Raw genomic sequence first — 25,799 nt, 5'->3', positions numbered from 1 at the left:
TTTCACCATTGTAGTGTACCTTTCTGATGTTTGATAGTGATATATTAATTCATACGAAAGTGATGACACGGCATATTGAAATGCTAGATGCCCTCTTTAAGCATGCCACAGAGGGGATTGTAGTAGTGGACAAATCAGGAGCAATTGTAATGCTAAACCCCAAAGCCAAAGAACTTTTCGGCTATACGGACGCTGATCTGATCGGTAAGAAAATAGAAGCGCTGATCCCGCAGCGATATGCCGGCAACCATGTGCATTACCGCGACCATTATCTGGAAGCGCCGCGCGCGCGCGGGATGGGACATTTGATGGACTTGTTTGCCAGAAGATCCGACGGCAGCGAGTTTCCCGTGGAAGTGAGCCTCAGCCCCTTTAAAACAAGTGACGGAGAGTTCGTGGTGAGTTTTGTAATTGATATAACAGAGCGAAAAAAGCAGGAAAACCGCATCAGGGAGGCCAATCTTGAAATACAAAAACTGAATGCAGAGCTGGAAGAAAGGGTGGAACAACGCACAAGAGAACTGGCAGAAGCCGTGAAAAAAGTGGAGGAATCACAAGAAGAGGTGATACGGGCCCTGAAAAAAGAAAAGGAGCTCAATAATATGAAAAGCCAGTTCGTCACCATTGCATCTCACGAATTCCGGACGCCACTGGCTACCATTCTGTCATCCGCCTCGCTCATAGGCCGTTACGGCACTACCGAAGAGGAAGAAAAGCGTCAGAAGCACGTGAAACGGATCAAATCGGCTGTAACCAACCTGACCGAGATCCTGAACGATTTTCTGTCCATCGGCAAGCTGGAAGAAGGCCGCGTTCACAGCATTCCCGTTCAGGTAGACCTGGATGCCTATTGTAGAAACCTGATAGACGAGATCCACGGTCTTTGCAAGGAAAAACAGCAGATCCGGTTTGAATATAATGGCAATACGGAGGTTTGGCTCGACAAGCAGTTGCTGCGCAACATCCTTTTCAACCTGCTTTCAAATGGCATCAAATATTCCGATCCCGGTAAAATTATCTTACTAAAAATTAATGCAAACGACGTTCAGGTCGATATTGAAGTACACGATGAGGGAATTGGCATTCCTGTAAAGGACCAGCCCAACATTTTCGACCGGTTTTTTCGTGCGCATAATGCAGGCGCAACACAGGGAACCGGCCTGGGCCTGAACATTGTCAATAACTATGTGAGCTTGATGGGCGGCCAGGTTACTTTTTCAAGTGAAGCCGGAAAAGGGACAACATTCTTTGTAAAACTGCCCAATGTAGTGCCTGCACAGGCCAAAATTGATTAAGCACCAACCCAACACCTGACTGTGGAACCTAAAAAGATACTGCTGATAGAGGACAACCCCGAGATGCGGGAAAATACGGCTGAAATCCTGGAACTGGCCAGCTATAAAGTAATGACCGCCTCGCATGGCAAGGAAGGCGTCCGCCTCACCAACGAATTCAATCCCGACCTGATCATTTGTGACATTATGATGCCTGAGCTGGATGGTTACGGCGTCCTGCACTTGTTGAGCAAGGACGAGCACACGGCCAACATTCCATTCATTTTCCTTACTGCAAAAGCAGAGAAGGAGGACTACCGCAAAGGCATGACCATGGGCGCCGACGATTATCTGACGAAGCCCTATGACGATGTGGAGCTGCTTAACATTGTGGAAATGCGGCTTAAAAAAAGCGAAAGGTTCAAAAGGCAATTCGAGCGCTCGGCAAAGGGTTTGGACCAGTTTATTGAAGAAGCCAAATCTTTTGATCTGATCGCCAAGCTGGCAGAGGACAAGAAAGTAAAAACATTGCGTAAAAAAGAAACCGTTTACACCGAAGGGAGCTTTCCTTCCAATGTATTTTTCTTACAAAAAGGAAAAGTAAAAGCCTATAAATCAAACGGAAGCGGAAAGGAATACATTACAGAACTATATAAGGAAGGCGATTTTTTTGGTTACATCGACCTCTTGCAAGGCGAGCCTTACCAGGAAAGCGCCATTGCACTGGAAGAAGCGGAGGTTTCGATGATCCCGAAAGATGATTTTTTCAATTTGTTGCAGGGAAACCGCGAAGTGTCCTCCAAATTCATCCGCATGCTTTCCAATGAAATCAAGGACCGCGAGGAGCGCCTGCTGCATTTAGCATACAACTCTGTCAGAAAAAGAGTAGCGCAGGCACTGGTGACATTGGTACAGCGCTATCAGGAGGATAAAGCCAAGCCATTTTCCATGTCCATCACGCGTGAAGACATCGCATCCATGGTCGGCACCGCAACCGAAACCGTGATCCGTACGCTTTCAGATTTCAAAGAGGAACGCCTGATCGACATGAAAGGAAGCCTGATCACCGTTTTCGAATACGAAAAGCTAGTCCGAATGCGAAACTAAACGTTCGCTAGAATTAGGGTGACGATGACAATCCCGGAGGGATGAAATATTGGTAGCTAAGAAATCGTCGGAAGCAACAGCAAATCCCAGAGGGATACAATATTGGTAGCAAACACATCATCCAAGTCATCGTCGAAATCCCGGAGGGATGTAACAGCGTGCATGTTGTTACATCCCTCCGGGATTTTTATTTGATGCCGGTCGTTTTCTTCTAACCTTTTATCCCTCCGGGATTTTTATGCATAAATGTAGGCATGTTTAACTTCGCGCAATTTTTGCTCGAATGCTTGTAATTGCTGAATCATTGTTTCCCGATACGACTCCGTTTCATGGGCGAACTGCGGGACTAATGTTTTGTAATAGTCAATCCCTTGCAGCAACTGGGCTCTGAACTTTTCGAGATGTTTTTGCTTTTTGGTGTCCATCCGCGATATGTTCAATGTCATATCTTTCTGATAATGTGCTACATATAAGGCGATTTCGTTGATAAACATGTTTGGGCGGGGCACGTCAGCCAGGAGATCAGCCCTTCCATAGATGTGATCGACCATTTCTTGGAGCTTGTAAACTTTTGAAAACCAGGCAAGATTGGGTCCCGGGCAAATAGAGACGGCGTGATTTTCTCTTGGTGTCAGCAGCTTGTGTTTGATCAATGTGGAAGTGCTCAGGCCTTCGCAGAGGCAGAGTTTTTCTGTAACAGCATTGATTTGTTCCTCGCGTTCAGTCGCGGTTAAACCCAGGGATTGAATCTGTTTTATTTTCAAATTCTGATATTGGCGGGAAGCTGTACAGATCGGTTCTGCGGTGAATTCTGTATTGGAGACCAGATATTTTTTCTTGCATGGACTTCCTGGCCTTCCTTTTGCGATCCTTTCCAAACGTTGCTTTTCGGCGCTGCTCCTTTTGAAATTATTGAATAAAACGCCCAGCGGAGATGAATTGGAAACATAGTAGTCACTTTCGTTGGCATGGGTCAGTTCTTGCAGCGTCTGCTCGTCTACATTGGTAACCTCGGGCACGAGCAGGAACGGGCTGCCCCACCCTGTTGCATCCACTTGATAATGTTTCAATAAAAATTCATCTTCCTGCGCAGTGCCTATGCCGCCCTGAACCGTGATGCGCAATGCAGGGATTGTAGTAATGTCCATGTTTTTTGTCATCAGCGCAGCCTGGTACAAAGCAAACAGCTCTGAAAGCATCTCATCCTTTTTAGTTTTAAACTCTTCCAAAATCGGCCCTAGCAAAAATCCATCCGTTGCAAAAGCGTGGCCTCCGCAGTTAAGGCCCGATTCGATCCTGAACTCGGAAACCCAGATCCCTTTTTTTGCCAGATATTTAGCCTGAATAAATGCGGACCGGAAGTCGCTTACTTTTAAAATAATGTGCTTTTTAAAATGTCCGTTCTCCTCAGGGTAGAAATCGGCGAAGCTTTCCAGATAATTATAAAGCCGCGGATTCATACCAGCCGAAAGTACCAGCGACGAGGATAATGTGCTTTGGGCAAATCCGCGCAACGCCGCCGAAGCGTCTGAAAACTCGTCTGCCAGGTTTTCTCCATAAACATCCTTGTTAAGCTTATCCACCTTCGACATAATATTTACGTCGATGGCGCCCTTGGTAAGCTGCGATTTTAATGTTGCCTGCAAAAGCTGCTTTTCCTGCGCGGAAGGTGTCTGGCACATTTCCACATATTGTTTTTTAAGCGCTGAATGCTCGGGTAGAAGCTGGAAATATTTGTTCAGTGCGGCCCCGTCTTCAAAAGACTGCATTTTAAGGTCTTCAAAGTTTTTGTCAACGATGCGATGAACCAGGTTCAGATAAGCCGTAATGCGACGGGCCCGGAAATCGTCCTCGCTGGGATAGATTGGAACAAAAACCTCGCCGCTGGCTATGGTATGGTGCTTTCTCATTCGTTCGATCATCACATCATCGACAATGGACATCACCGACGAAATACCGAAATGAGCAACTTTTATCGGGGTATCAACAGAATATCCGAGGCCTAAGACCGGAATATGAAATGTATGGTGCATGGTTTGCGCAGTTGGATTATAATTGGCCAAAACTAGGCGAGCATTCCCGAAGAAAAGTTGATGCGGATTGCCGCCTTAAATGATAAATGTCATTGGAAAGCCGTTCCTTGCGGGGGAGCTTGCAGAATTTCCCTTTCACCAATCATCGCATTTATGAAAATCTTATTCTTTTCCGCAAAACCTTACGACCGCACCTTTTTCGATCTGCACAACGAGCGTTACGGATTTAAGCTGGAATATCTGGAAACCCATCTTGGCCCTCACATTGTAGAAGCGGTTCAGGGGCAAACAGCTGTTTGTGTCTTTGTAAACGATAAGGTGAATGCAGATGTCATAGCGGTCCTGGCAGCAAAAGGCGTTAAGATCATCGCGCTCCGCTGTGCAGGCTTTAATAATGTTGACCTGGAAGCAGCCCGCCAGCAAGGCATACGGGTTTGCCGCGTGCCCGAATATTCACCCCAGGCAGTTGCCGAACATACCGTTGCGATGCTGCTTACGCTTAACCGGAAAACGCACAAGGCCTATAACCGGGTAAGGGAGCAGAATTTTTCCTTGAATGGTCTGATGGGTTTTAATGTATATGGCAAGACAGTCGGCGTGATCGGAACCGGGAAAATAGGCGCTGCATTTTGCAAAATCATGAAAGGTTTCGGATGCCGGGTAATCGCTTATGACATTGCGATGAATGCCGATTTGCAGGCGCAGGGCATTGAGTATCAGGATCTGGAAACTGTACTCAGCAATTCGGACATCATTTCACTACATTGCCCGCTCAACGAGCATACGCATCACCTGATTAACGCCCGGACATTGCAGCAAATGAAGCAAGGTGTTATGCTGATCAACACCAGCCGCGGCGGATTGATTAATACGCCGGATGTGATAAATGCATTGAAAAGCAAACACGTGGCGCACTTTGGCATTGACGTTTACGAGCAGGAGGAAAAGTTGTTTTTCAAAGATCTTTCGGAGAGTATAATTGAGGATGACACTATTCAGCGCCTGATGAGCTTTCCCAATGTTTTGGTAACTGCGCACCAGGGCTTCTTTACGGATGAAGCCCTTTCGGAAATTGCCCAGGTCACGCTCAGCAGCATTGATGCGCTTGGCAAAGGCACGGAGCCTGTCAATAAATCGGTAATTTTGGTTTAAACAGTTTGAAATCCTGACTTTAATTACCCACCTTACAGACTTTAAAATAGGACGTGCATGATGAGATGGACATTAGTTTTTCTGTTTTTCGCTGCTGCATTGCAGGGCTGCGGATATAAAGAAAAGGAGGCGCAGCTGACCAAAAGGGAACAGCAGGTCGCAGAAAAGGAGCAGACATTAATGCAATGGGAACAGCGACTGACGTTGCTGGAAAAGGAGTTGCAGGAAAAAAAGAAAAAGCAGCTGGAAGATTCTACCGCCGTCACCGACTCGTTACAGGCGCAACCCGTTACGGGCAAATGGATCGTCAAAATGCGCTGTACGGAAACGAACTGCAGCGGATCGGCTATTGGGGATTCGAAAACAGAAACCTGGGAAATCGCCTATCAGAACAAGGGGATCGTTGTAAATACTTTCACGGGAAACGAACTGTCCAGAATTTACAACGGTTCTTTCATGCAAACCCGGCTTGAAGCGACCAATGGTCAGCCCGGCTCCGAGTCGGTGATGCGAATTATGCTGGAACTTAAAGAAGGCAAAATGGAAGGGACGCGGGAAGTGGAGCGCACCGATTGCAAAATCCGCTACACCCTGACTGCCGAACGGCAGAAATAACCCTAAACTTGTGCGTATGAATTCGTTGCTTTTACTGGATCTCTCCTTACCCCTCAAAAACCCCGTTATTATTTTTTCGGTGGTGCTCTTCATTATCCTATTTGCACCTATCCTTTTTAACCGCATCAAAGTCCCTCACATTATCGGGCTGATTATTTCAGGAATGATCGTCGGGCCGTATGGATTGAACCTGCTCAGCCGGGACAGCAGCATTGTGCTTTTTGGAACGGTTGGTCTGCTTTACATTATGTTCCTGGCCGGCCTGGAAATTGATCTGGCCGAATTCAAAAAGAACCGTAACAAGATCATTGTATTTGGGTTAACCACATTTTTATTGCCGCTGATCAGCGGTACGCTGGCCAGTTATTATATCCTGGGTTACGGGTTATTGTCCTCACTGCTGCTGGCCAGCATGTTTTCCACGCACACATTGGTTTCCTACCCCATTGCCAGCAAATACGGTGTAGCCCGAAACCGGGCCATTAATATGACGGTGGGCGGGACAATGATCACCGACATTCTCGCGCTCCTTATCCTGGCGGGGGTTGCAGGCTCGTCCAAGGGCGATGTTTCACCGGCATTCTGGTTTCGGCTAGGCTTTTCTTTTGTTGTTTTTGTGGCGGTGGTGCTGTTTGTTTTCCCAATAATCTGCCGCTGGTTTTTCAAGCGTTTCGACGATAGCATTTCGCAGTACATATTCGTGCTGGCAATGGTGTTTCTGGCCTCTTTCTTAGCTGAGATTGCAGGTGTGGAGGCCATTATTGGGGCATTCTTTTCAGGTTTGGTTTTAAATAAATTTGTCCCGCATTCCTCGCCGCTGATGAACCGCATCGACTTTGTGGGCAATGCGCTGTTCATTCCCTTTTTTCTGATCAGCGTGGGAATGCTTGTCAATATCGGCGTATTAACACACGGCTGGGGTGCATTAAGAGTGGCGGGGGTTATTCTGTTGATTGCATTGTCGAGTAAATATTTGGCAGCGTGGATCACACAGAAAGTGTTCCGGCTGTCTGCGGATGAAGGGCTGATGATCTTTGGCCTGAGTGCCTCGCATGCGGCTGCTACGCTTGCAATTATTTTAGTAGGTTATAACATTATCATCGGGGAAACAGCGCTGGGCGAACCCATCAGGCTTTTGGACGAAGATGTGCTGAACGGCACCATTGTGCTTATTCTGGTTAGCTGCGCGGTCAGTTCATTTGTTGTAGAAAGAGCTTCCAAAAGGCTCGCGCTCACGCAGGATGAAGAAAGCCCCGGAGAAGCCGACGCTGCAAGCAACGAAAAAATCCTGGTTTCGCTCTCCTATCCCGATATGATCGCCGACCTGGTTGATTTCGGGATTATGCTGAAAGCAAAACGCGTTTCGATCCCGCTCTATGGCTTGCACATTGTTACGGATGAAGATCAGAAAAACGATTCGGCTTCTCACGGCAAGAGAATTCTCAATAAGGCAGTTCAGCATGCCAGCTCTTCGGAAAACATGCTCGTTCCGCTGACCCGCTATGATGCCAACATCAGCAATGGAATCACCTACTCCATTAAGGAACAGAACATTACGGATGTGGTCATTGGCTTACATCAGAATACGGATCACAAAACGTTCCTTGGGCCCAAGGTCGAAAACATCGTCAAGCGGGTTTTCGAAACGATCTATATTTACAAGCCGGCCCAGCCATTTAATACACTCACGCGGATTGTGGTTGCTGTGCCGCCTGCGGGCAGTAATGAGCCAGGATTTTTACATTGGCTTGGTAAGCTGCTTACGCTGGCAAAGATCAATGCGATGCCGATTCATTTCTATGCCTCAGGACAAACTATTAAGGCAATTAAAAGCGTTATGGCCCGTAAAACAACGACCGTCGAGGTGGAATTCAGCCTTTTCAGCGCCTGGGACGACTTCCTGATTTTTTCGCGCGAGCTGAAAATAGACGACTTCTTTGTAATCGTTTCGGCAAGAAAAGGGTCAGCGTCCTATCTTTCACAATTGGAAAAACTCCCCGGTTACTTCTCCAATTATTTCCAGGAGCAAAGCCTGCTGCTAATTTATCCAAAACAACTCGAATCGGGCATTAACATGAACGACATCGAGCAAGCCGACGGCGCATTGATCGGCACATTATCCGACAAGCTGGGATCACTTACCAAGGCTGCCAGATATCTTCGTAAGATGCTCGGCGACTAATCAAAGCGTGCATAAAGCTGAGTTTTCGTTTGGATTGCCGGGTAAATAATGGGAAATTGCGCGCCCAATTTTTCAAATGATGAATACTTCTGTTTTTTGCGGTATTGATTTCGGCACTTCCAATTCCAGCCTGGCAGTGGCAAATCAAAACGATGTTTTTCTGGTTCCGGTTGAAAATGATAACCAGACCATTCCCAGCGCCATGTTTTTTGCCAGAAAAGACAATCACGCGTACTTCGGCCGGGAAGCAACCGAGCGATTCCTAACCCGCCAGCCGGGCAGGTTAATGCGCAGCCTCAAACGCGTTCTGGGCAGTTCAGCCATGCGCCAGGGCACGATGGTCAACGGCGAACTGATGAAATTTGACCAGATTATTGCTGCATTCCTCGACCAGATGAAGCGCAAAGCCGAGGCCGATTGCGGAACGGAACTGCGGCATGTGGTGATGGGCCGGCCGGTTCATTTCGTTGATAATGATGCTGCTGCCGATCAGCGGGCAGAGAATGAGCTGAAACAGATCGCTAAAAACCTGGGTTTTGAACATGTAGGGTTCCAGTTTGAGCCCATCGCGGCTGCATTTGCCCATGAAGCCAGGGTTAGCGGAGAAAAACTGGCTATGGTGGTGGATCTGGGCGGCGGAACTTCGGATTTTACCATTATCAGGTTGTCCCGGGAAAATGCCACCAAGCATGACAGAAACGAGGACATTCTGGCCAACACAGGCGTCCGGCTTGGCGGAAATGATTTTGACCGCGACCTGAGCCTGGCCGAAATGATGCCCGAGCTGGGTTTCCGCTCCAAGTATGGCACCAAGAATCTTGAAGTGCCTTCCTATCATTACTTTGACCTGTCTGAATGGAGCAAAGTGAATTTTTTATATACCAACAGAATTTTATTTCAGGCTAAACAGCTGCTGCGTGAGACACACGATCCGGTGCGTTATGGAAGGCTCATCAATGTGCTCGAACAAGAAACAGGACACGCCGTACTGGCTGAAACGGAAAAAATTAAGATTGGCCTTGCCAGCAGTGAAAGCTTTGCTGCTACACTGGGTTTTATTGATCAGGACTTGCGCATTGACGTTGCCAGAAAAGATTTTGACGCCGCTATCATTACAAAAACGGAGCGCATTGTGCAGTCGGCCAGGGAATGCCTGCAAGCTGCCGGGGTTACGCCGGAAAGTATCGGGCTTGTTATTATGACGGGCGGCTCAACCGAAATCCCGCTGATCCAGCAACATTTCAGGCAGCTTTTTCCGGCAGCGGAATGGTCCGAAGAAAACAAGCTTTCCAGTGTAGGACTTGGCCTTGCCTACGACGCGCGCAACCGTTTCTCGTAATTTGCAGGCTTTTATTATTTAATAACCGATCATGATTCAAAACAAAAAATACATTTTTCTCATATTAATCATTGCTGTGATCGGTTACATTATCTACGATTCGACCTCACAGCCGACTGTGGATGATCTCAAAGGGAATTTTAAGGAAGTGGCCACATTCCGGAATGAAAACAACCAGGGCCCTATTATCAGGATTTATGCTGCATCGGTAGAAGAGCCCGTTTTTGATGAAATGCAAAAATATGGCGATATGATGCCTTACACGAAATATGGCACCACTACGGTCTACTTTTTTGATGCATCCAAACCATTTCCGAAAACTCTTGCCGCAACTAACCCTGGTTTTGATCCTCAGTATAATGACAACTGTTATGCGGTTTATACAAAGGATCAAAACGGGGCAGTATCATTCAGGAAGTCGCCATTCTAATCTGTGTCCCGGGAGTCGTTTACAGCAAGCGACCGTATAACGCGGCAGGGATTGCCGGCCGCAAATACGTCGGCGGGAATGTCCTTGGTCACCACGCTGCCAGCACCGATAATGGTCCGGTCGCCAATCGTTACACCAGGATTGATAACAGCGCTGCCCCCGATCCATACATCCTCTCCAATCGTAATAGGCTTGGCCGATTCGACCCCGGATGCCCTGGTAACATGATCAATGGGATGCGTCGCGGTGTAAATCTGAACGTTAGGCCCAAACAGCGTACGGCTTCCAATGCGCACGTAAGTAACATCGAGCACGACACAATTGAAGTTGAAGAAAACACTGTCGCCAACGATAATGTTGCTTCCATAGTCGCAATAAAACGGTGGTTGCAGCCAAAGGTTAGCGCTGGCGTTCGGAATTAATTGCTTTAAAATAGCAGCCCTTTTCTCCGGCTCATCTTCCCGACCGGCATTCAATTCCAGCAGCAACAAGCGTGTCTGGGTGCGCTCCTGCGTCAGTTCCGGGTCCAAAGCGACGTAGAGCTCGCCATCGAGCATTTTCTGTTTCTCAGTTTTCATGCGGCAATTAATTACAATAGCGTTAAATGGGTTCTGTGGGATTTGGTGCAGCCAGACTATTTTTCTGGCTTTCATGGTTCCGAACGAGCGTATAAATATCTGATCTTCTGTCCTTCAAATTCCGCACACTTCCGAATTGATTTAATTCCCTCAACATATCGATATCGACATCGGCGATCAGGATCATTTCGGTATTGGGCGTTGCTTCGGCTTTTATGCCATTGGTAGGAAAAGAAAAATCGCAGGGCGTAAAGACCATGGATTGGGCATATTGAATGTCCATGTTATGGACCTTGGGCAAGTTGCCCACGCTGCCTGCAATGGCAACATAGCACTCATTTTCGATGGCCCTTGCCTGCGCACAGTTTCTCACCCTGGAATATCCGTTCTGGGTATCGGTCAGGAATGGTACAAACAAAATGTTCATTCCTTCATCAGCCAGGATGCGGCTCAATTCCGGGAATTCGACGTCATAGCAAATCAGGATCCCGATCTTACCGCAGTCGGTATTGAATGTTTTGATAGTGTTTCCACCTTGCATTCCCCATACCTTGGCTTCATCCGGGGTGACATGCAACTTCTCGAAGCGCTCGATGCCGCCATCCCTTTTGCATAAATAACCCACATTATAAAGGCTGTTGTCAACGACTTCCGGCATGCTTCCGGTTATGATGTTGATGTTATAGGAAATGGCCAGCTCAGAGAACCGGGAAACGATTTTCTCCGTGTATTCGGCCAGCTTCCTAATTGCGTCCGGTTCTGAAAGGTGATTGTAATCAGACATCAAAGGCGCATTAAAGAACTCAGGAAACAGCGCAAAATCACATCGGTAACCTGATACTGCATCCACGAAATATTCAACCTGCTGCATCAGCTCATCAAAGTCGCTATACAAGCGCATTTGCCATTGTATCAATCCTAACCGGATAATCGACTTTGTAAATGCAGCTTGGTCGGAGCTTTTTTCATAATAGACATTATCCCATTCGAGCAGCACGGCGTACTCATTGGAATCCTTGTCGCCTTCCAGATATCCTTGTAATATCCTGGCCGGGTGAAAGTCGTTGGACAGCTGGAAATTCAAAACAGGATCGTGAATGTCCTTGTTTCTTACCTTTTCAATGTATTCTTTGGGAGAGACCGTGTCGGAATATTGGTGGTAGTTCGGGATCCGGCCGCCGAATACGATCCCTTTCAGATTTAATTTCTCGCAAAGTTCTTTTCTGTAATCATATAATCGTCTTCCAAGCCGCAGGCCACGATACTTGGGGCGGATGAACACATCGATACCGTACAAAACATCGCCTTTATTGGTATGTGTCTTGAAACTATAATTTCCTGTTATTTCCCTATACGTATGTTTAGAGTCAACTTTATCATAGTCTACAATGATCGATAACGCACATCCGGCCAGCTCGTTATCTACCCTGATGCCTACCTGGCCTTCGTGGAAAATGGTGATCAACGTTTTAATGTGATGTTCTTTCCAGTATGCGTTAGGCATACTGGAATAGGTTTCTATCATCATTTCTTTGATCTCCTCGTAGTCTTCCGGTTTCAGAAAAACCAATTCAATATTCTCAATCGACTTAAAGTCCTTATTCGTTTCCATTCGTTTTTTATTGCGGTTTTTCTACACTCTGCGCAAAGCTACGCATTATGGATGCCCGCCACCACCTGCGGCTCCGTAAATTTGTCCGGTTGCATAGCTGGCTTCTGCATCTGCGAGCTGTACGAAAATGGATGCGAGCTCGGCTGGCTGGCCTGGTCTTCCCAGGGGTGTAGCTTCCCCAAATTCCACGATCTTATCCTGTGGCTGCCCGCCGCTCACCTGCAACGGAGTCCATACGGGTCCCGGCGCAACACCATTTACCCGGATTCCCTTAGGGCCGAGCTGCTTGGCCAGAGACTTTACGTAAGCCACATTGGCTGCCTTGGTCTGGGCATAATCAAACAGATTTTCGGACGGATCATAAGCCTGGACAGATGAAGTAGCAATGATCACGGAACCTTCTGCCAGATGCGGCAATGCAGCCTTCGTAATCCAGAATGGCGCGTAAATGTTCGTTTTGATCGTAGCATCAAATCCTTCGGATGTAAGGTCTAGCAAGGAATCCACCGCCTGCTGATGGCCGGCATTATTAACCAGGATATCCAGGCCTCCCAATTGCTGAACCGCCTGCGCTACAAGCTCCTGGCAAAAGGATTCCTGGGTTATATCACCCGGAATGGCATATCCTTTCCTGCCCTCGGCTTCAATGAGTGCGATCACTTCGTCTGCATCAGATTGCTCCTGGGGCAAATAATTAATGGCCACGTCAGCTCCTTCACGCGCGTAAGCGATCGCTGCTGCACGCCCGATCCCGGAATCGCCGCCTGTGATCAGGGCCTTTCTGCCCGCGAGGCGTCCGGATCCTTTATAGCTATTTTCGCCGTGGTCAGGCTTGGGGTCCATTTTGGAAGCCAGGCCCGGCACTTGCTGGGGCTGCTTGTTAAAGGGTGGCTTTGGATATTTGGTGAGTGGATTTTGAAGCGATGCTTTGGTTGTTTCAGACATGTTAATGAAGTTTTGTAATGAATAAATCAATTCGTAATACGGGTTTCTGTATTAAAACTTTGCCAATCGGTTCCAAAACCCTCTACGGATAACTATTCACCGTGACTGAAAGGAAAGGTTACCAAAATTTAATATAGGAACTCAGGAAACGGCATTACATTCACAACGTTGTTTTACCCGATAGTCTACTAAACCCATTTTTATGAAAAAGTCTTCTTTATTTTCCGCTGTAACCGGCTTGCTTCTTCTTGGAGCAATAAGTGCGGTGAATGGTCAGGACCAAATGAACGTGCTTAAATTGAAAAGTGCCAAAGACCTGCACGCGTTTTTTAAATACACCGGAAATGATGTGCTGCTAGTTGCAGGCCATCGCGGCGGAATGGTGAAAGGTTTTCCCGAAAATTCGATTGCGACTTTTGAAAATACATTAAAACATACGCCTGCATTTTTCGAGATCGATCCGCGGCTTACCAAAGACAGCGTCATGGTGCTCATGCACGACGCCACCCTGGACCGGACTACGACGGGAAAGGGCAAACTCTCAGATTACACTTACGCCGAGCTCAAACAATTCAGGCTGAAAGATGCCGAAGGTAATGTGACCGATTTTCCGATCCCGACATTAAGTGAAGTGATCGAATGGGGCCGCGGAAAAACAATCCTGAACCTGGACCACAAGGATGTGCCCCTGGAAATGACTGCTGCACTGATCCGCAAACACAAAGCTGATGCATTCGTCATGATGACCGTCCATAAGCCCGAAGAGGCTGCGTTTTATCTGAAAAACAACCCTAACAGTACATTTTCTGCATTTATCAAAACCAAAGCAGAATTTGAAAGTTATCAGAAAGCTGGCATCCCCTTCACCCAACTGATCGCCTACATTGGCCCGACCGTCAAGCCCGATAACCAGGAGCTTTACAGTTTGCTCAACAAAGCCGGCGCAATGGCGATGATTTCAGCAGCCTCTTCCTACGACAAACTTAAAACTGCCGAGGAGCGCAAAGCCGCCTACATTTCCATTGCAAAAGATGGCGCCTCGATCATAGAATCTGACTATCCGATCGAGCTGGCCGAGGCGGTAAAAGGCTTCATCAAAAAAGATAGTCCCAAGCAAAAGTTCTTCGGCAAAAGCAGGTGATTTGAATATAACCGGCCGCAGGCGGATCGTTTCTTTGTTTTCGCAAGTGGCATTTAATGAGCCCGGTCTGTATTGGGAAAGCCCTGTCAGACCGGGTTTTGGTTTTTTGTTGCCATTTTAGTGCGTAATTTGGCCCAAATTACACCTCTAAAAGGCAAAACGAGGGCCCTGACGATATCTTCTGCCATGGGGATTGCAGGATATCGATAACGTATTAAGATGATGCTGGCTAAGAAAACCGTATATATTGTCGATGATGACTCCGATGACCGGATGCTTCTGCGGGAAGCGCTGGAAAACGTAATCCAAGACATAGAAGTACAAGAGTTCGTTGACGGCCAGTTGCTGCTGGATGCACTTGCCAACAACTTGCCCGAACAGCCCGCATTGATATTAATGGATATGAATATGCCGCGGCTCACGGGGCTGGAAGCTTTGAAAAGGATAAAGAGCGACCCACTATGCAAGCATATCCCGGTGATCATCGTTTCCACCAGCTCCAATGCGGAGCTGATCAGGCTTTGCTACGATCAGGGAGTGAATGCATACATTGTAAAACCGGTTGTTTTTCAGGGATATATTGAAATAGCCCAGTCCGTCAGCATTTGTTTTCTGGACAGCTATCCCGAATTTGAAGGACAGGTGGTGGCTAAAAATTTCAGTAACAAAACCATTTTGGTCATTGAGGATAACCAGGATCACTGGCAGATGATGCGGGCTGCCTTGAAGACGGGCATGCCCGATATTAAAGTGATTCACCGAAGCAGCCAGGACAGCACCATCGATTTTCTGGAAAATGGATATGCGGCTTTGAATCCGCCCGTTGAGATGATACTGCTGGATTTATACCTCCCTAACCGCGACCAGGGCCTGAGCCTTTTGGCCCAAATCAGGAATTTCATTGCCAGCCGCAACCTTCCCCCCGTGCCTGTCATTATCCTGAGCCATTCGGATCATCCCAGAGACATAAGCGAAAGTTACGCGGGGCTTGCCAATGCCTATCTTGTAAAACGGGAAAAGCTTTCCAATCATTTTCCAGCATAAGAGACGTATGCAGCTTATGGTGGGGCACGGTTACTCTACCGAAAACTTCTTAGCAGGTGAATGAAAACGGCAAAATTGTTTACCGTTTTCAATTCCTTAATCCTGCATCCCTAAGTAGTTGATTTATTGCAGATGCCATATCAATAGAAGCTTCGATCTCCGCTTTACGGATGGCGACACTTTCTATATTGAAGCCAAAGGGGATTGCATGTTCTATGCAAAACGCGGTAAGCTCTGAGGCGATTTCAAGGCATATTTCCACGGATCTTTCAAGCATATCGTCTGCCTGACGGAGATCTTCCTTTACCTGGGCAGGCAAGTGAATGCCCAGCCACTCCATAAAATCGAGCGTTTTGGCAGATCCGCAGGCTGTGATTGTAAATATGATCGTTGGCGGGTCTGTCTGCTTGCTTTTGCAGCTGGCCGAAAGGTCCGCGATAAGCTGCTTTGCATAATCCAGATCGAAGACACATTGGGATATGAAATAAGAAACGCCGCTGCTCATCTTGTCGAGTATCCTTACATCCTCATCCTTTAATACATGATGTCTTTCCGGAATGGTCACTGCTCCGATAACGGATGTAACCTTGTGCTTTTCCCAAATTTTGTAGGCTTCCGAAAGACTGGTCTTCACCTGAAAATCCGGCGCAGGAACGCCTACAAAAACGGGATAAAACGTCTGTTGATGCAATTTTTCCAGCCAATCGGTAAGTTCGGCGGGGGTAAATTTACCTGCGGGCCGGTAAATGATTTTAGGGACATTCAAACTACCCAGATGTTCAGAGGCAAAATCAAGGGGATCCATTGCGTTGATAAATGGGAACGGCCTTTCCTGATTCGTCCTGGCAGATTCATCTTGTACGTCATATACGACGAGTGCATCGATATCCAGGGACGAAAGGCGGGCAATTGTTTTATCTGCGATTTCTGCAACCCGCTCAGGGGTTGTGCCTGCCTTTGGAGGAGTGATGCCGTAAAGCATTACACCTGACTGTCTGGATTTGATCTTTTCTAAAAACATAAATGGTAGTTTGAATACGGCTCCTTGCTGCTTTTTAATTTTTTTGTTCAAATATATGATGGAATGCCCGTAATGGAATGCCCGCCCTTCCTGATTTTGATTTACACTTCTATTGCAATTTGCTCCCGCGCCTGTCTGGCAGCAGCTACCATATTTTCCAGAGCAGCTTTTGTTTCAGGCCATTTACGCGTTTTCAAGCCGCAATCCGGGTTAACCCAAAGATTTTGTGCCGGCAACAGATCTGCTGCTTTGGCCAGCAGCGAGCTCATTTCTTCTGTGGTTGGCACGCGCGGAGAATGAATGTCGTAAACGCCCGGCCCGATTTCGTTTGGATATTCGAAATGCGCGAATGCCTGCAACAACTCCATCTGCGAGCGGGATGTTTCAATGGTGATCACATCGGCATCCATCGCGGCAATGTGTTCAATGATATCATTAAATTCACTGTAACACATGTGCGTATGGATCTGCGTCCGGTCCTGAACGCCGCTGGCGGTGATGCGGAATCCTCGTACAGCCCATGCCAGGTAATGCGGGCGCTTGGCTTTGCGGAGCGGCAAACCCTCGCGGATAGCGGCCTCGTCGATCTGGATAATGCCGATTCCGGCTTTTTCCAATGCCAGCACTTCATCGTGAATGGCCAGCGCAATTTGGTTGCTGGTCTGCTCACGCGGCTGGTCATCGCGTACAAACGACCATTGCAAAATGGTAACCGGGCCGGTCAACATGCCTTTCATGGGTTTGTCGGTTTGGGCAGCGGCAAATGTGCTCCACCGCACCGTCATATCAGCAGGACGGCTGATGTCGCCATAGATAACCGGCGGCTTTACACACCGGCTTCCATAGCTTTGAACCCAACCATTTTTTGTAAATAAAAACCCATCAAGCTGCTCGCCGAAGTATTCGACCATGTCGTTGCGCTCAAATTCACCGTGCACCAGCACATCTAACCCGATTTCTTCCTGCCAGCGGATTGCTTCTATCGTAGCTTGTTCAATTGCATTTTCATATGCTTCGAGCGTCAGATCGCCTTTTTTGAACCTGGCGCGCAGCTGGCGGATATCGTCTGTTTGCGGGAACGAGCCAATGGTCGTTGTCGGGAATGCAGGCAAGTTGAAGCGCTCGCGCTGGATTTGCTGGCGTACCGGAAAAGCTGTGCTGCGCGTTGCATCTGCATCCGTGATAGCGGCCACCCGGTCCTTCACGGCCTGCTTATGCACTTTTTGTGACGATCTTCTGCTTGCGATCGCTGCCTTATTTTCTGCTAACAGTTCAGTATTCCCATCAGCAATCTGGCTTAGCGCATTAATCTCAACCAGTTTTTGCCTGGCGAAAGCCATCCAGTTTTTGATTTCCGGATCAATGGCCGTTTCCAGTTCCAGATCGATCGGGCTGTGCAGCAGTGAGCAGGACGGTGTAATGATAACACGATCTGCTCCCAACTTACCGACGGCCAGATTGATCAGCTGCAAAGATTTTTCATAGTCATTTTTCCAGACGTTACGCCCGTCCACTACGCCCACGGATAAAATCAAGCGGTCCGGAATAAGCGAAAGCACTTCGTCCAACTGCTCGGGAGCCCTTACCAGATCCACATGCAATGCATCAACCGGCAGGCCAACGGCCAGGCCCGTATTATCCAGTAATGCTTCAAAATAGGTAGCCACCAAGATTTTTACGCCGCTAACCTGCTGGGCGATGGTTTTGTAGGCAAATTCAAATGCTTCCTTTTCCTTTTTGGTAAGATCAAGTGCCAGGCAAGGCTCGTCGAGCTGAAACCATGTTGCACCCGATTGGCCCAGACGGTTAATGATCTCAATGTAAACCGGAACCAGGCTGCTGATAAGCTCAATGCGCTCGAATCCTGCCTCTTTTTCTTTACCCAACAAAAGATAGCTTACCGGCCCGATGATGACCGGCTTGGCTTTTGCTCCCAGCAGCGCTTTGGCTTGGTTATATTCGTTGAAAATATTTTCGTTGTTGATGCGGAATTGCTGATCGGCTTTGAATTCGGGCACAATGTAATGGTAGTTCGTGTCCAGCCATTTGGTCATTTCCATGGCTGTAATATCCAGACCATTCTTTTGGTATCCGCGCGCCATCGCAAAATACAAATCCAGCTCTCCATTGTCCGTTGCCTGCGAGCGCACAGCTTCATAACGCTGCGGAACGACGCCCAGTAAAAGGCTTGTATCCAATGTCTGGTCATAGAAACTGAAATCATTGCAAGGGATCAGGTCGATGCCCGCTTCCAGCTGAGTCTGCCAGTTCTCTTCTTTGATCTTTTGAGCCACATTGTAAAGCTCAGTCAGATCGATCTTACCTGCCCAGAATTGTTCACAGGCTTTTTTGAGTTGTCTTTGTCCACCAATCCGCGGGTAGCCAAGGTTTTGTGTTAGCATTTTGTCGTTTGTTTAAATAAAAATTGTTACAAGCGCTTTGCTTAACATTGGTAACAGTCAGTAACCTGACTTGTAACCTGCCCTCTACGGCGGCTACTCACAGTTGCGCGACAGCTCGTGAATTCCACACGATTCCCTATTAATCCGACCTTCGTCGAAAACCTGTTTCCAGTTGTTATGGTAAAGAACGATTGCGATATTTTGTATCCGGCAAAGGATTAAATATCTACGCAAAGCTATGTAAGAAGCATTTAATCTCTACACATTGCCATATTTTTAGATATTATCACTATTCAATAGTCAATAACACTGCTTTTCTATCTTTTTCAACATTAAAATCTCGGTCTTAACAGATAAAATTCTACGGATGATGGAAGTTGAGAAGCGGCCTGTGGGATTGACGGCATTTTGTAGTGACACGTAATTGTTGTTACCCCAGGTAACATTTGTCTTTTTTGTCTTGCTATTCAAAATATCGGGGCCTATATTTGCACTCACTAGACTTAGTCTAAATAAGACTTGCCTCACACCTATTCTTGAAAACCCGGCAGTGGCAACTGTAAGGGCATTTAATTAAGAAAAATCATCGAATGTTATTGAAGCCTTCTCTACTCATTACAGCAATTGTTACCCTTTTTCATCTTCATACTTTTGCACAGACATCTGCCCTGAAAACGGCAGTAATCAAAGGAAAAATCAGCGACGATAAGGGTTCGGTGGTCAGCTTTGTAACCATAAGGGTTAATGGGACCAGCATCGCCACTTTCTCTGAAACCGATGGCACCTACACATTGAAAGATGTGCCCTACGGCCATCAGGAAATTATGATTACGTCTGTTGAAATCAAATCTAAAACTTCCAGGATACACGTTCACAAACCCACGCACGAGTTTAACGCGGTTGTAGCTAAAACCGCCCAGGATCTCAACGAAGTGCAGATTGTTCAGAAAACGGAAAAGAAACAGCTTGAAACGCAGGGATTTGCAGTCGCAATCATTGAAACAAAAGAAGCTTCGCTCCGCAACTTAACCACCAATGAACTGCTGGACCGGGCCGTAGGCGTCCGCGTCCGTCAAAACGGTGGGATCGGATCACGGGTGGAGTATAACCTGAATGGCATGTCAGGCAGTGCGGTTGGGATTTTCCTGGATGGCATTGAGATTTCAACTTATGGGTCTTCTTTCAATCTGAACAACATTCCACCCGCAATGATCGAACGCATTGAGGTTTACAAGGGTGTGTTGCCCTCGCATTTGACAGGCGATTATGTAGGCGGGGCCATCAATGTTGTTTTGAAAAAAGACGCTTCCCAAAACAACATTACAGCTGCGGTTGCCTACGGATCTTTCAACACATTTCAGGCCGATCTTTCCGGAATTTACCGCAACAAGCAAACAGGTTTTACCACCAGGGCATCAGGCTTTTACACCTACACCGACAACAGCTACACCACCTGGGGCAAGTTTTCAAAATTTGTGCATCCCGACCGAACATTGGAGCGGTATTACAGGGCCAAAAGATTCAATGATACTTATAAGTCAATCGGCGGCAGGTTTGAAGTCGGATTTACGAATGTGAAATGGGCGGACCAGTTTTTCATAGGTTACAATATTTCAGACACTTACAGCGAAATCCCGCACGGCACCACCATGGCAAGGCCTTACGTGGGCAGGTTTGGTGAATATCAGGCGCATGTGGTCAGCCTGAATTATAATAAGAACAATTTCCTGGCCAAAGGATTGGCGCTGAATGTGAATGCGGTCCGCAGTTACAGGAGCACATATGTTCAGGATACAGTTGGCCAGGTTTACAACTGGGACGGAAAGCCCAGAATGCTCATCCGAAACGGGGAAGTTGTTCCCGTGCCGCCCACTCCGGGAATGGGCCAGCAAGGTGCCAAGAGCATTGTGGAAGTAAACCGGCAGATCACCAATATGCGCTCTAATCTGGGATACACTGTTTTTCCGGGTCACAGAATTTCCCTTAATCACAAGCTGGAAACCACCGACAGGGATGACAATGACCTGCTGAATCCGGAGCGGAAGGAAATGGTGACTGTAAGCAGTGTAGTCAACAACATTCTTGCCTTAAACTATGAAGCGCAGTTCTTCAATGACAAGCTCAAAACGAACCTGCTGGGAAAATATACCTCCAACCGAACCATTCAAACGCGGCCCGAACTGATCGAACAAGACGGCGAAAATGTCATCAACAGGGTGCGCAATAAAACGGTGAACCACAACAAAGGATATGGTGCTACGGTTTCCTACAATGTATTTTCCAAAATGTACATCATCGGTTCCACCCAAAACGCCTACGTGACAGCCACCGAAAACCAGCTTTACGGCGATCCCGAAAACAACATTCTGGAAAATCCGGGTCTGATCCCTGAAAAGAATGTGAATTACAATCTGGGTTTCCGCCACGGCCCTATCCAGGCCGGCAAACACAAACTGACGCTCTATGCGAGCGCATTCTGGCGGAATGGCTTTGATAAAATCACCCAGCAGGCCGTCGAAAATGCGATTGTGCCGGGACGGGAAAGCGATGCGGATATTCAGGTTACCAAATATATCAACCTAGGACGCACGCAATCCAGGGGCTTTGAAGGAGAGGTGATTTATGTATATGACAACCGCCTGAATGCACTCTTCAACTTCTCCAAATTCAACACTTTATTCAAACAGAAATTTGACCAAAAGGGCAATCCGCACGATCTGTACAATTTGCAGCTTCCCAACGAGCCGTTTTTTACCATGAATGGCAGCGTTCAGTATCGGCTTAATGACAAGTTCCAGAAAAATTCGATTCTCAATTTTTATTACAATACAGGCTTTGTCGGCGCTTTCGGGACCGTATGGATGGAATCTGAATGGTTTACCACGCCTACCCAGTTCTATCACGATTTCGGAGCCAGCTACCGGTTCCCGAATGGTAAGATGGTCGCCAGCTTCGATCTCAAAAACATGCTGAATGCAGAGATGTATGACAACTTCGGTGTGCAAAAGCCTGGCAGGAGTATCTCAGTTAAGTTGAATTACACAATTAGTAAATTTTTATAATAATTAATTTAAGATGAAAAAGAATCTGATAAGCGCGGTGATCCTGGGTTTGGCAATGACGTTTGCCGGTTGCAAAGATGATGTGACCGATCCTGACGGTGGTGGCCAAACGCCTGTGAGCGAAAGGGAATTTATCTCATTGACTGCATCGATCCCTGATGCTGAGGGAACAGCAGGTAACGGCGGCACAATGGCTTACGCCATCACGCATGCGCAGGCTATCGACCCAAACTTTTCAGTTGATATATACAAAAACGGCTTTGGCCTCCGCTCTGCGCGCACAGCCCGCGTGCAAGCTTCTGAGGATGGAACGGAGCTCTATAACATTCAGTATACGGGTGAAGATGGCGGTGTATTCAACAAATATTTGGTAAAAGGCGCCAAAGATTACCAGGATACAGGCAACGAACTGGACTTGTCGGATATCGTAGGCACTTCTCCCCGCTGGACAAAAGCGGCTGAGGATATCGGGATCGGCGTACATTTAACCGGAAGCAAGACCATAACGGAAGGCGCTGCGCCAAACCACGTTTTCAAGTACACCCGGGGTAAAGTAAGGATCGCTGTCATTGACCTGAAAGAAGCCAGAGTACCCAACTCCACCGAATTCGATTTCCCTTTCCCGGCTGAGCTGGAAGCACAGGGCTACGCAGTGGGACGCATTGATGTTCCCGTTTTGAATGATGACAAAACCAAGATATTCATCGGCTGTAACGTAAGCAAAATTGACCCGAAAAAATTGTCTTACAACACTGCCGGTGAGCCGGTGTGGGCCAACGATGCTGCTAACCGCACACTTGGAACAACCACGCTGGTGGTGGATTATCCTTCTTTACAAAACCCAAAACTGATCTATTCCACCCTTTCTAAAACCAACAACCACTCCTACCGCACCATGACGCAGTATGTGGGAAATGATGGCAATATTTATCAGGCCACAGCTACGGGCGGAAAGGACATTTTACGCATCAATAAAAGCAACAGTGATTATGATAATGGCTATCATTTTGACCTGGATGCTGCTTTGAGCCTTAAAGACACGCGTATCCAGGCTTGGAGATACATTAAGGACGGAATCGGCATTATCTTGTATAACATTGCCGGAGAAGGCGGTTACATCGCGTTAATTGACCTGAATGCAAAAACGGCAACCAAAATCAGCAACGAATACGAAGCTGGGTTGGATTTTGGCCAGTATCAGAATATTGCGGTGAGCGGAGATTTTGTATATGTTCCACTGACACCAACCGGCGAAGCGGGCAAATTGCACGTGATCAACTGGAAAACCAAAGAAGTCATCAAGGGAGCTGCATTAACCGGTCAGTCAGGATCGAGCTATCTGGGTTCTTACTAGTTGGCAGGCTACTGATCATTGTTGGCAGTGATCAGTAGCCGCTTCCCCCCCTCCGAACCATACCGCAAAGGGCATTCCTAAAACTTAGTATGAACATCCACTACCTAAAATACGTCAAATGACGTATTGCCGCTCCATGCGGGCAATTTTATCTTTATTAGCAAAAGTCTGGTTTTCGAAGACACTTTGTGCGTAAGGAAAAAAATTACTCAAATGGTAAAGGCACTTATTTCATTGGTTTTTTTAACACTTGTTTTCTCTTGTCATAAAGAAATCGAGTTCCCGGAAGCAGATTTCGAAGTGCCAACGGGGACGATAAAGGCTGGCGTGCCTGTGACTTTTAAGAATACTTCGCGGAATGCCAGTTCCTATGAATGGGATTTTGGGGACTCCTCTACCATTGTGACCAGCGGTGATGCCGAGATCACGCATGATTTCAAGATTGGTGGTAATTTCAATGTGAGACTGATAGCTAAAAATGGTGGCGGATCCAATGGGGTTTCTAAAAGTATAATAGTAGACGCGCCAGACAGGCCGCTTCCCAAAGCCATTTTTGATCTTGATCCAGCCCTTGAATGCCCAGCCCCATGCACGGTGTATGTTACCAACAAATCCATTCATTCCACCTCATACACATGGTTTTTCGGGGATAATACGCCCTTGGAAACACGTCAGCGTGATGAGAAATTATCCCGCACCTTTTCTGAACCACGTAGCTACGCAATCACGTTAGTTGCAAAAGCCAGCGGGCTACCAAACGACACATTAATAAAAACGTTAAATGTAACCGCACCACAGTCGGTGCAGCCTACCGCAGAATTTGACCTTTCAGGAGAGAACTGCGCCTATAATTGCGACGTAACATTTACAAACAAATCCGTCAGTGGAGTCACGTATTTATGGAACTTCGGAGATGGAAATTTGTCTACGGATCTTTCTCCAAAGCACACTTATAAGCGCGCAGGCGCATATAACGTCATCCTCGTCACCAGAAATGGAAATTTGACCAGCATGAAAAAGAAAACCGTACAGATCTACGCTAAATGCAGACTTGCCAAACACACAAGGCAGCACCCGATCACCGGAAAGTACGAAGCTCTTTTCACTTATGACGCAAATGATTTCCCCCTTCGAAGCACGGAAATAGAAAACGAAATGTCGGGCGCGCCGGTCTCCCGTATCGTCAATGATTACACTTATGCAGACGGCTTAATTACCCGGCAAAATTATAGCCTGTCCGTGAGAAACAACAGCCAGTTAGTTGTGGAGATCAGCTCCGGAATATTTTCTTATAAATACAATAGTGACGGGCTGCTCTCGTCCACTGAGATTTTGCGAACAACTGTCAAGGACAGAAACAACCCGGCCGGGGGAAGTACGATCAGTAAGTTGGCCTTACAGTTTGAATATCATACAAATTACAATGTTTCCAAAGTCATTGTTGACGGCACTGTTTATAATTACTCTGAAACCGGCTTGCTCTTATCCGTTATCCCAAGCAGCGATAATTCGGGTGAAGTGTACACACTTAAACACCAGAATTTTACCAAAACATACCGGGTCACCAAATATATCATTGCAGATAACCGGATTTCCGAGATTGAGTTTACAGACAATGCAAAGCAAAAATTGGAGTATGACAATGAAGGGCAACTGACCAGAAAAATTTTCAGAGATCCAGCTTTGCCTTTCGAAACGACTTGTGTTGAAGAATGGAAGTACGACAATCAAAAGAGTATCGATCTGCTCTCGCGTGTGTTTCTGGGTCATCCTTCCTATCTGGCACCGGAAGGGATTACAGTTCATAATGTAACCAGTTACACCAAGGTGACATATAGATATGGATCGGCGGACGAAACGCAGGCCAACGAAACAACCGCCTTCAGCGAGTATAACACCGAAGGTTTGCCGACAAGATCCAACCTGTTTGCAGGCGACAACATCTACACTTACTATTGCAATCGTTAGAAGAGCGAGCACGTTTTAGCCGCTCACCTCATCATTGAGAATATATTTCAATAAAGAAGCGTCCTGGCGATCCACAAACAATTGCCCTTGCCAGAGTGAAAAAAGGATGCAAAAAGCCGGATCCTCGTCTTCCATAATGAACTGACTGACCGGCCCAAAGAATTCTTCTAGCTGATCCTGATCGCAGGTAGGCAGGAAAATGCGGAGGACCCGTGGATCATAAAACCGGAAATAAAGTTCTTGGCCTTCTTCTGTTTGGACCATCAGGAAGCGACGGAAGTGTTTGTATAAATCTTCAAAGTTAGCACTGCTTTCTGCCCAAAGTCCCCACGACTTGCCCCAGCCTTCCGTCATCACAAACTCCTCAAAATTGGCGGTATGTGGATATGTAAACAAAAACGGAGCGACAGACGGAAGAATCTCATCCTGGCCTTCTCTGTTCCGGTAGAGTGAAGCGTGAAGCGGATTATGTTCCCGTGCCCGATCCATGGCATCTTCCATGCGGGCAGCGTCTAGGAGGAGGTGGGTTGGCATGGGGGG

General features: G+C 47.2%; 19 protein-coding genes and 1 riboswitch. Of the genes, 12 read left to right on the top strand and 7 right to left on the bottom strand.

Annotation, left to right across the window (positions count from 1 at the left end):
* Positions 1-62 precede the first annotated feature (62 nt).
* Both L0660_RS13080 and L0660_RS13075 read left to right on the top strand, forming a co-directional pair.
* Positions 63-1,295, top strand: a complete 1,233-nt coding sequence (locus L0660_RS13080; RefSeq protein ID WP_235159870.1) for a PAS domain-containing sensor histidine kinase — start codon at positions 63-65, stop codon at positions 1,293-1,295.
* 21 nt (positions 1,296-1,316) lie between these two features.
* On the top strand, positions 1,317-2,381 hold the full coding sequence (locus L0660_RS13075; RefSeq protein WP_310589081.1) for a response regulator: 1,065 nt from the start codon (positions 1,317-1,319) through the stop codon (positions 2,379-2,381).
* Between the two features lie 236 nt (positions 2,382-2,617).
* Here the strand turns inward: L0660_RS13075 and L0660_RS13070 are convergent, their stop codons facing one another.
* Positions 2,618-4,414, bottom strand: coding sequence for a hypothetical protein (locus L0660_RS13070; protein ID WP_235159869.1), 1,797 nt, complete (start codon positions 4,412-4,414; stop codon positions 2,618-2,620).
* A gap of 153 nt (positions 4,415-4,567) precedes the next feature.
* On the opposite strand from L0660_RS13070, the gene L0660_RS13065 reads away from it, so the two are divergent.
* From L0660_RS13065 to L0660_RS13045, 5 genes are all read left to right on the top strand, one after another.
* A complete protein-coding gene (locus L0660_RS13065) occupies positions 4,568-5,566 on the top strand; it encodes a 2-hydroxyacid dehydrogenase (RefSeq protein ID WP_235159868.1) in 999 nt (332 codons plus the stop codon).
* Between the two features lie 57 nt (positions 5,567-5,623).
* The gene (locus tag L0660_RS13060) at positions 5,624-6,181 is read left to right on the top strand and encodes a hypothetical protein (RefSeq protein ID WP_233796559.1); all 558 of its coding nucleotides are present in this window, start codon (positions 5,624-5,626) and stop codon (positions 6,179-6,181) included.
* Between the two features lie 16 nt (positions 6,182-6,197).
* Positions 6,198-8,363: a cation:proton antiporter gene (locus L0660_RS13055; RefSeq protein ID WP_235159867.1), complete on the top strand. Its 2,166-nt coding sequence runs from the start codon at positions 6,198-6,200 to the stop codon at positions 8,361-8,363.
* Positions 8,364-8,442: 79 nt separating this feature from the next.
* Positions 8,443-9,702, top strand: a complete 1,260-nt coding sequence (locus tag L0660_RS13050) for an Hsp70 family protein (RefSeq protein ID WP_235160077.1) — start codon at positions 8,443-8,445, stop codon at positions 9,700-9,702.
* A 31-nt stretch (positions 9,703-9,733) separates the two neighbouring features.
* Positions 9,734-10,132, top strand: a complete 399-nt coding sequence (locus L0660_RS13045) for a hypothetical protein (protein WP_235159866.1) — start codon at positions 9,734-9,736, stop codon at positions 10,130-10,132.
* Here the strand turns inward: L0660_RS13045 and L0660_RS13040 are convergent.
* From L0660_RS13040 to L0660_RS13030, 3 genes are read right to left on the bottom strand one after another with little or no spacing between them, the layout of a single operon-like run.
* Positions 10,129-10,710, bottom strand: a complete 582-nt coding sequence (locus L0660_RS13040) for a sugar O-acetyltransferase (RefSeq protein ID WP_235159865.1) — start codon at positions 10,708-10,710, stop codon at positions 10,129-10,131. The genes L0660_RS13045 and L0660_RS13040 overlap by 4 nt on opposite strands.
* A 22-nt stretch (positions 10,711-10,732) precedes the next feature.
* Positions 10,733-12,322 (bottom strand): carbon-nitrogen hydrolase family protein, encoded by a 1,590-nt coding sequence (locus tag L0660_RS13035; protein ID WP_235159864.1) that lies wholly within the window; start codon positions 12,320-12,322, stop codon positions 10,733-10,735.
* A 45-nt stretch (positions 12,323-12,367) separates the two neighbouring features.
* Complete coding sequence (locus tag L0660_RS13030) at positions 12,368-13,267, bottom strand: SDR family oxidoreductase (RefSeq protein ID WP_235159863.1); 900 nt, start codon at positions 13,265-13,267, stop codon at positions 12,368-12,370.
* Between the two features lie 202 nt (positions 13,268-13,469).
* Here L0660_RS13030 and L0660_RS13025 point away from each other — a divergent pair, with 202 nt between their 5' ends.
* Entirely contained in the window at positions 13,470-14,408 is a 939-nt protein-coding gene (locus L0660_RS13025) for a glycerophosphodiester phosphodiesterase family protein (RefSeq protein ID WP_235159862.1), read from the top strand.
* 219 nt (positions 14,409-14,627) lie between these two features.
* Positions 14,628-15,452, top strand: a complete 825-nt coding sequence (locus tag L0660_RS13020) for a response regulator (protein WP_235159861.1) — start codon at positions 14,628-14,630, stop codon at positions 15,450-15,452.
* A gap of 88 nt (positions 15,453-15,540) precedes the next feature.
* Here L0660_RS13020 and L0660_RS13015 read toward each other — a convergent pair whose 3' ends face one another.
* Complete coding sequence (locus L0660_RS13015; protein WP_235159860.1) at positions 15,541-16,473, bottom strand: methylenetetrahydrofolate reductase; 933 nt, start codon at positions 16,471-16,473, stop codon at positions 15,541-15,543.
* A gap of 101 nt (positions 16,474-16,574) precedes the next feature.
* Positions 16,575-18,875, bottom strand: a complete 2,301-nt coding sequence (metE, locus tag L0660_RS13010; RefSeq protein ID WP_235159859.1) for a 5-methyltetrahydropteroyltriglutamate--homocysteine S-methyltransferase — start codon at positions 18,873-18,875, stop codon at positions 16,575-16,577.
* Positions 18,876-18,913: 38 nt separating this feature from the next.
* Positions 18,914-19,056, bottom strand: a riboswitch (cobalamin riboswitch).
* Positions 19,057-19,465: 409 nt separating this feature from the next.
* On the opposite strand from metE, the gene L0660_RS13005 reads away from it, so the two are divergent.
* The 3 genes from L0660_RS13005 (at position 19,466) to L0660_RS12995 (ending at position 25,259) form a co-directional block, all read left to right on the top strand.
* Positions 19,466-21,937 carry a TonB-dependent receptor plug domain-containing protein gene (locus L0660_RS13005; RefSeq protein ID WP_235159858.1) on the top strand — a complete coding sequence of 824 codons (2,472 nt, stop codon included), beginning with the start codon at positions 19,466-19,468 and terminating at the stop codon, positions 21,935-21,937.
* 13 nt (positions 21,938-21,950) lie between these two features.
* Entirely contained in the window at positions 21,951-23,291 is a 1,341-nt protein-coding gene (locus tag L0660_RS13000) for a hypothetical protein (RefSeq protein WP_235159857.1), read from the top strand.
* A 213-nt stretch (positions 23,292-23,504) separates the two neighbouring features.
* Positions 23,505-25,259: a PKD domain-containing protein gene (locus L0660_RS12995; protein ID WP_235159856.1), complete on the top strand. Its 1,755-nt coding sequence runs from the start codon at positions 23,505-23,507 to the stop codon at positions 25,257-25,259.
* 15 nt (positions 25,260-25,274) lie between these two features.
* On the opposite strand, the gene L0660_RS12990 is transcribed toward L0660_RS12995, so the two are convergent.
* Positions 25,275-25,793, bottom strand: a complete 519-nt coding sequence (locus L0660_RS12990) for a DUF4123 domain-containing protein (protein WP_235159855.1) — start codon at positions 25,791-25,793, stop codon at positions 25,275-25,277.
* Between the last annotated feature and the right edge of the window lie 6 nt (positions 25,794-25,799).

Origin of the sequence: Dyadobacter sp. CY351 (assembly GCF_021502625.1) — a bacterium.
In the GTDB taxonomy this organism is placed as follows: Bacteria; Bacteroidota; Bacteroidia; order Cytophagales; family Spirosomataceae; genus Dyadobacter; species Dyadobacter chenhuakuii.
Note: the sequence above shows the minus strand (reverse complement) of the source record. Positions and strands in the feature narration are given on the sequence as shown.

Coding starts and splice junctions, on each gene's coding strand:
- L0660_RS13055 (WP_235159867.1), top strand. CDS start 6,198: ATGAATTCGTTGCTTTTACTGGATCTCTCCTTACCCCTCAAAAACCCC.
- metE (WP_235159859.1), bottom strand. CDS start 18,875: ATGCTAACACAAAACCTTGGCTACCCGCGGATTGGTGGACAAAGACAA.
- L0660_RS13025 (WP_235159862.1), top strand. CDS start 13,470: ATGAAAAAGTCTTCTTTATTTTCCGCTGTAACCGGCTTGCTTCTTCTT.
- L0660_RS13050 (WP_235160077.1), top strand. CDS start 8,443: ATGAATACTTCTGTTTTTTGCGGTATTGATTTCGGCACTTCCAATTCC.
- L0660_RS13035 (WP_235159864.1), bottom strand. CDS start 12,322: ATGGAAACGAATAAGGACTTTAAGTCGATTGAGAATATTGAATTGGTT.
- L0660_RS13005 (WP_235159858.1), top strand. CDS start 19,466: ATGTTATTGAAGCCTTCTCTACTCATTACAGCAATTGTTACCCTTTTT.
- L0660_RS13045 (WP_235159866.1), top strand. CDS start 9,734: ATGATTCAAAACAAAAAATACATTTTTCTCATATTAATCATTGCTGTG.
- L0660_RS13030 (WP_235159863.1), bottom strand. CDS start 13,267: ATGTCTGAAACAACCAAAGCATCGCTTCAAAATCCACTCACCAAATAT.
- L0660_RS13060 (WP_233796559.1), top strand. CDS start 5,624: ATGATGAGATGGACATTAGTTTTTCTGTTTTTCGCTGCTGCATTGCAG.
- L0660_RS13065 (WP_235159868.1), top strand. CDS start 4,568: ATGAAAATCTTATTCTTTTCCGCAAAACCTTACGACCGCACCTTTTTC.
- L0660_RS13015 (WP_235159860.1), bottom strand. CDS start 16,473: ATGTTTTTAGAAAAGATCAAATCCAGACAGTCAGGTGTAATGCTTTAC.
- L0660_RS13020 (WP_235159861.1), top strand. CDS start 14,628: ATGATGCTGGCTAAGAAAACCGTATATATTGTCGATGATGACTCCGAT.
- L0660_RS13070 (WP_235159869.1), bottom strand. CDS start 4,414: ATGCACCATACATTTCATATTCCGGTCTTAGGCCTCGGATATTCTGTT.
- L0660_RS13080 (WP_235159870.1), top strand. CDS start 63: ATGACACGGCATATTGAAATGCTAGATGCCCTCTTTAAGCATGCCACA.
- L0660_RS13000 (WP_235159857.1), top strand. CDS start 21,951: ATGAAAAAGAATCTGATAAGCGCGGTGATCCTGGGTTTGGCAATGACG.
- L0660_RS12995 (WP_235159856.1), top strand. CDS start 23,505: ATGGTAAAGGCACTTATTTCATTGGTTTTTTTAACACTTGTTTTCTCT.
- L0660_RS12990 (WP_235159855.1), bottom strand. CDS start 25,793: ATGCCAACCCACCTCCTCCTAGACGCTGCCCGCATGGAAGATGCCATG.
- L0660_RS13040 (WP_235159865.1), bottom strand. CDS start 10,710: ATGAAAACTGAGAAACAGAAAATGCTCGATGGCGAGCTCTACGTCGCT.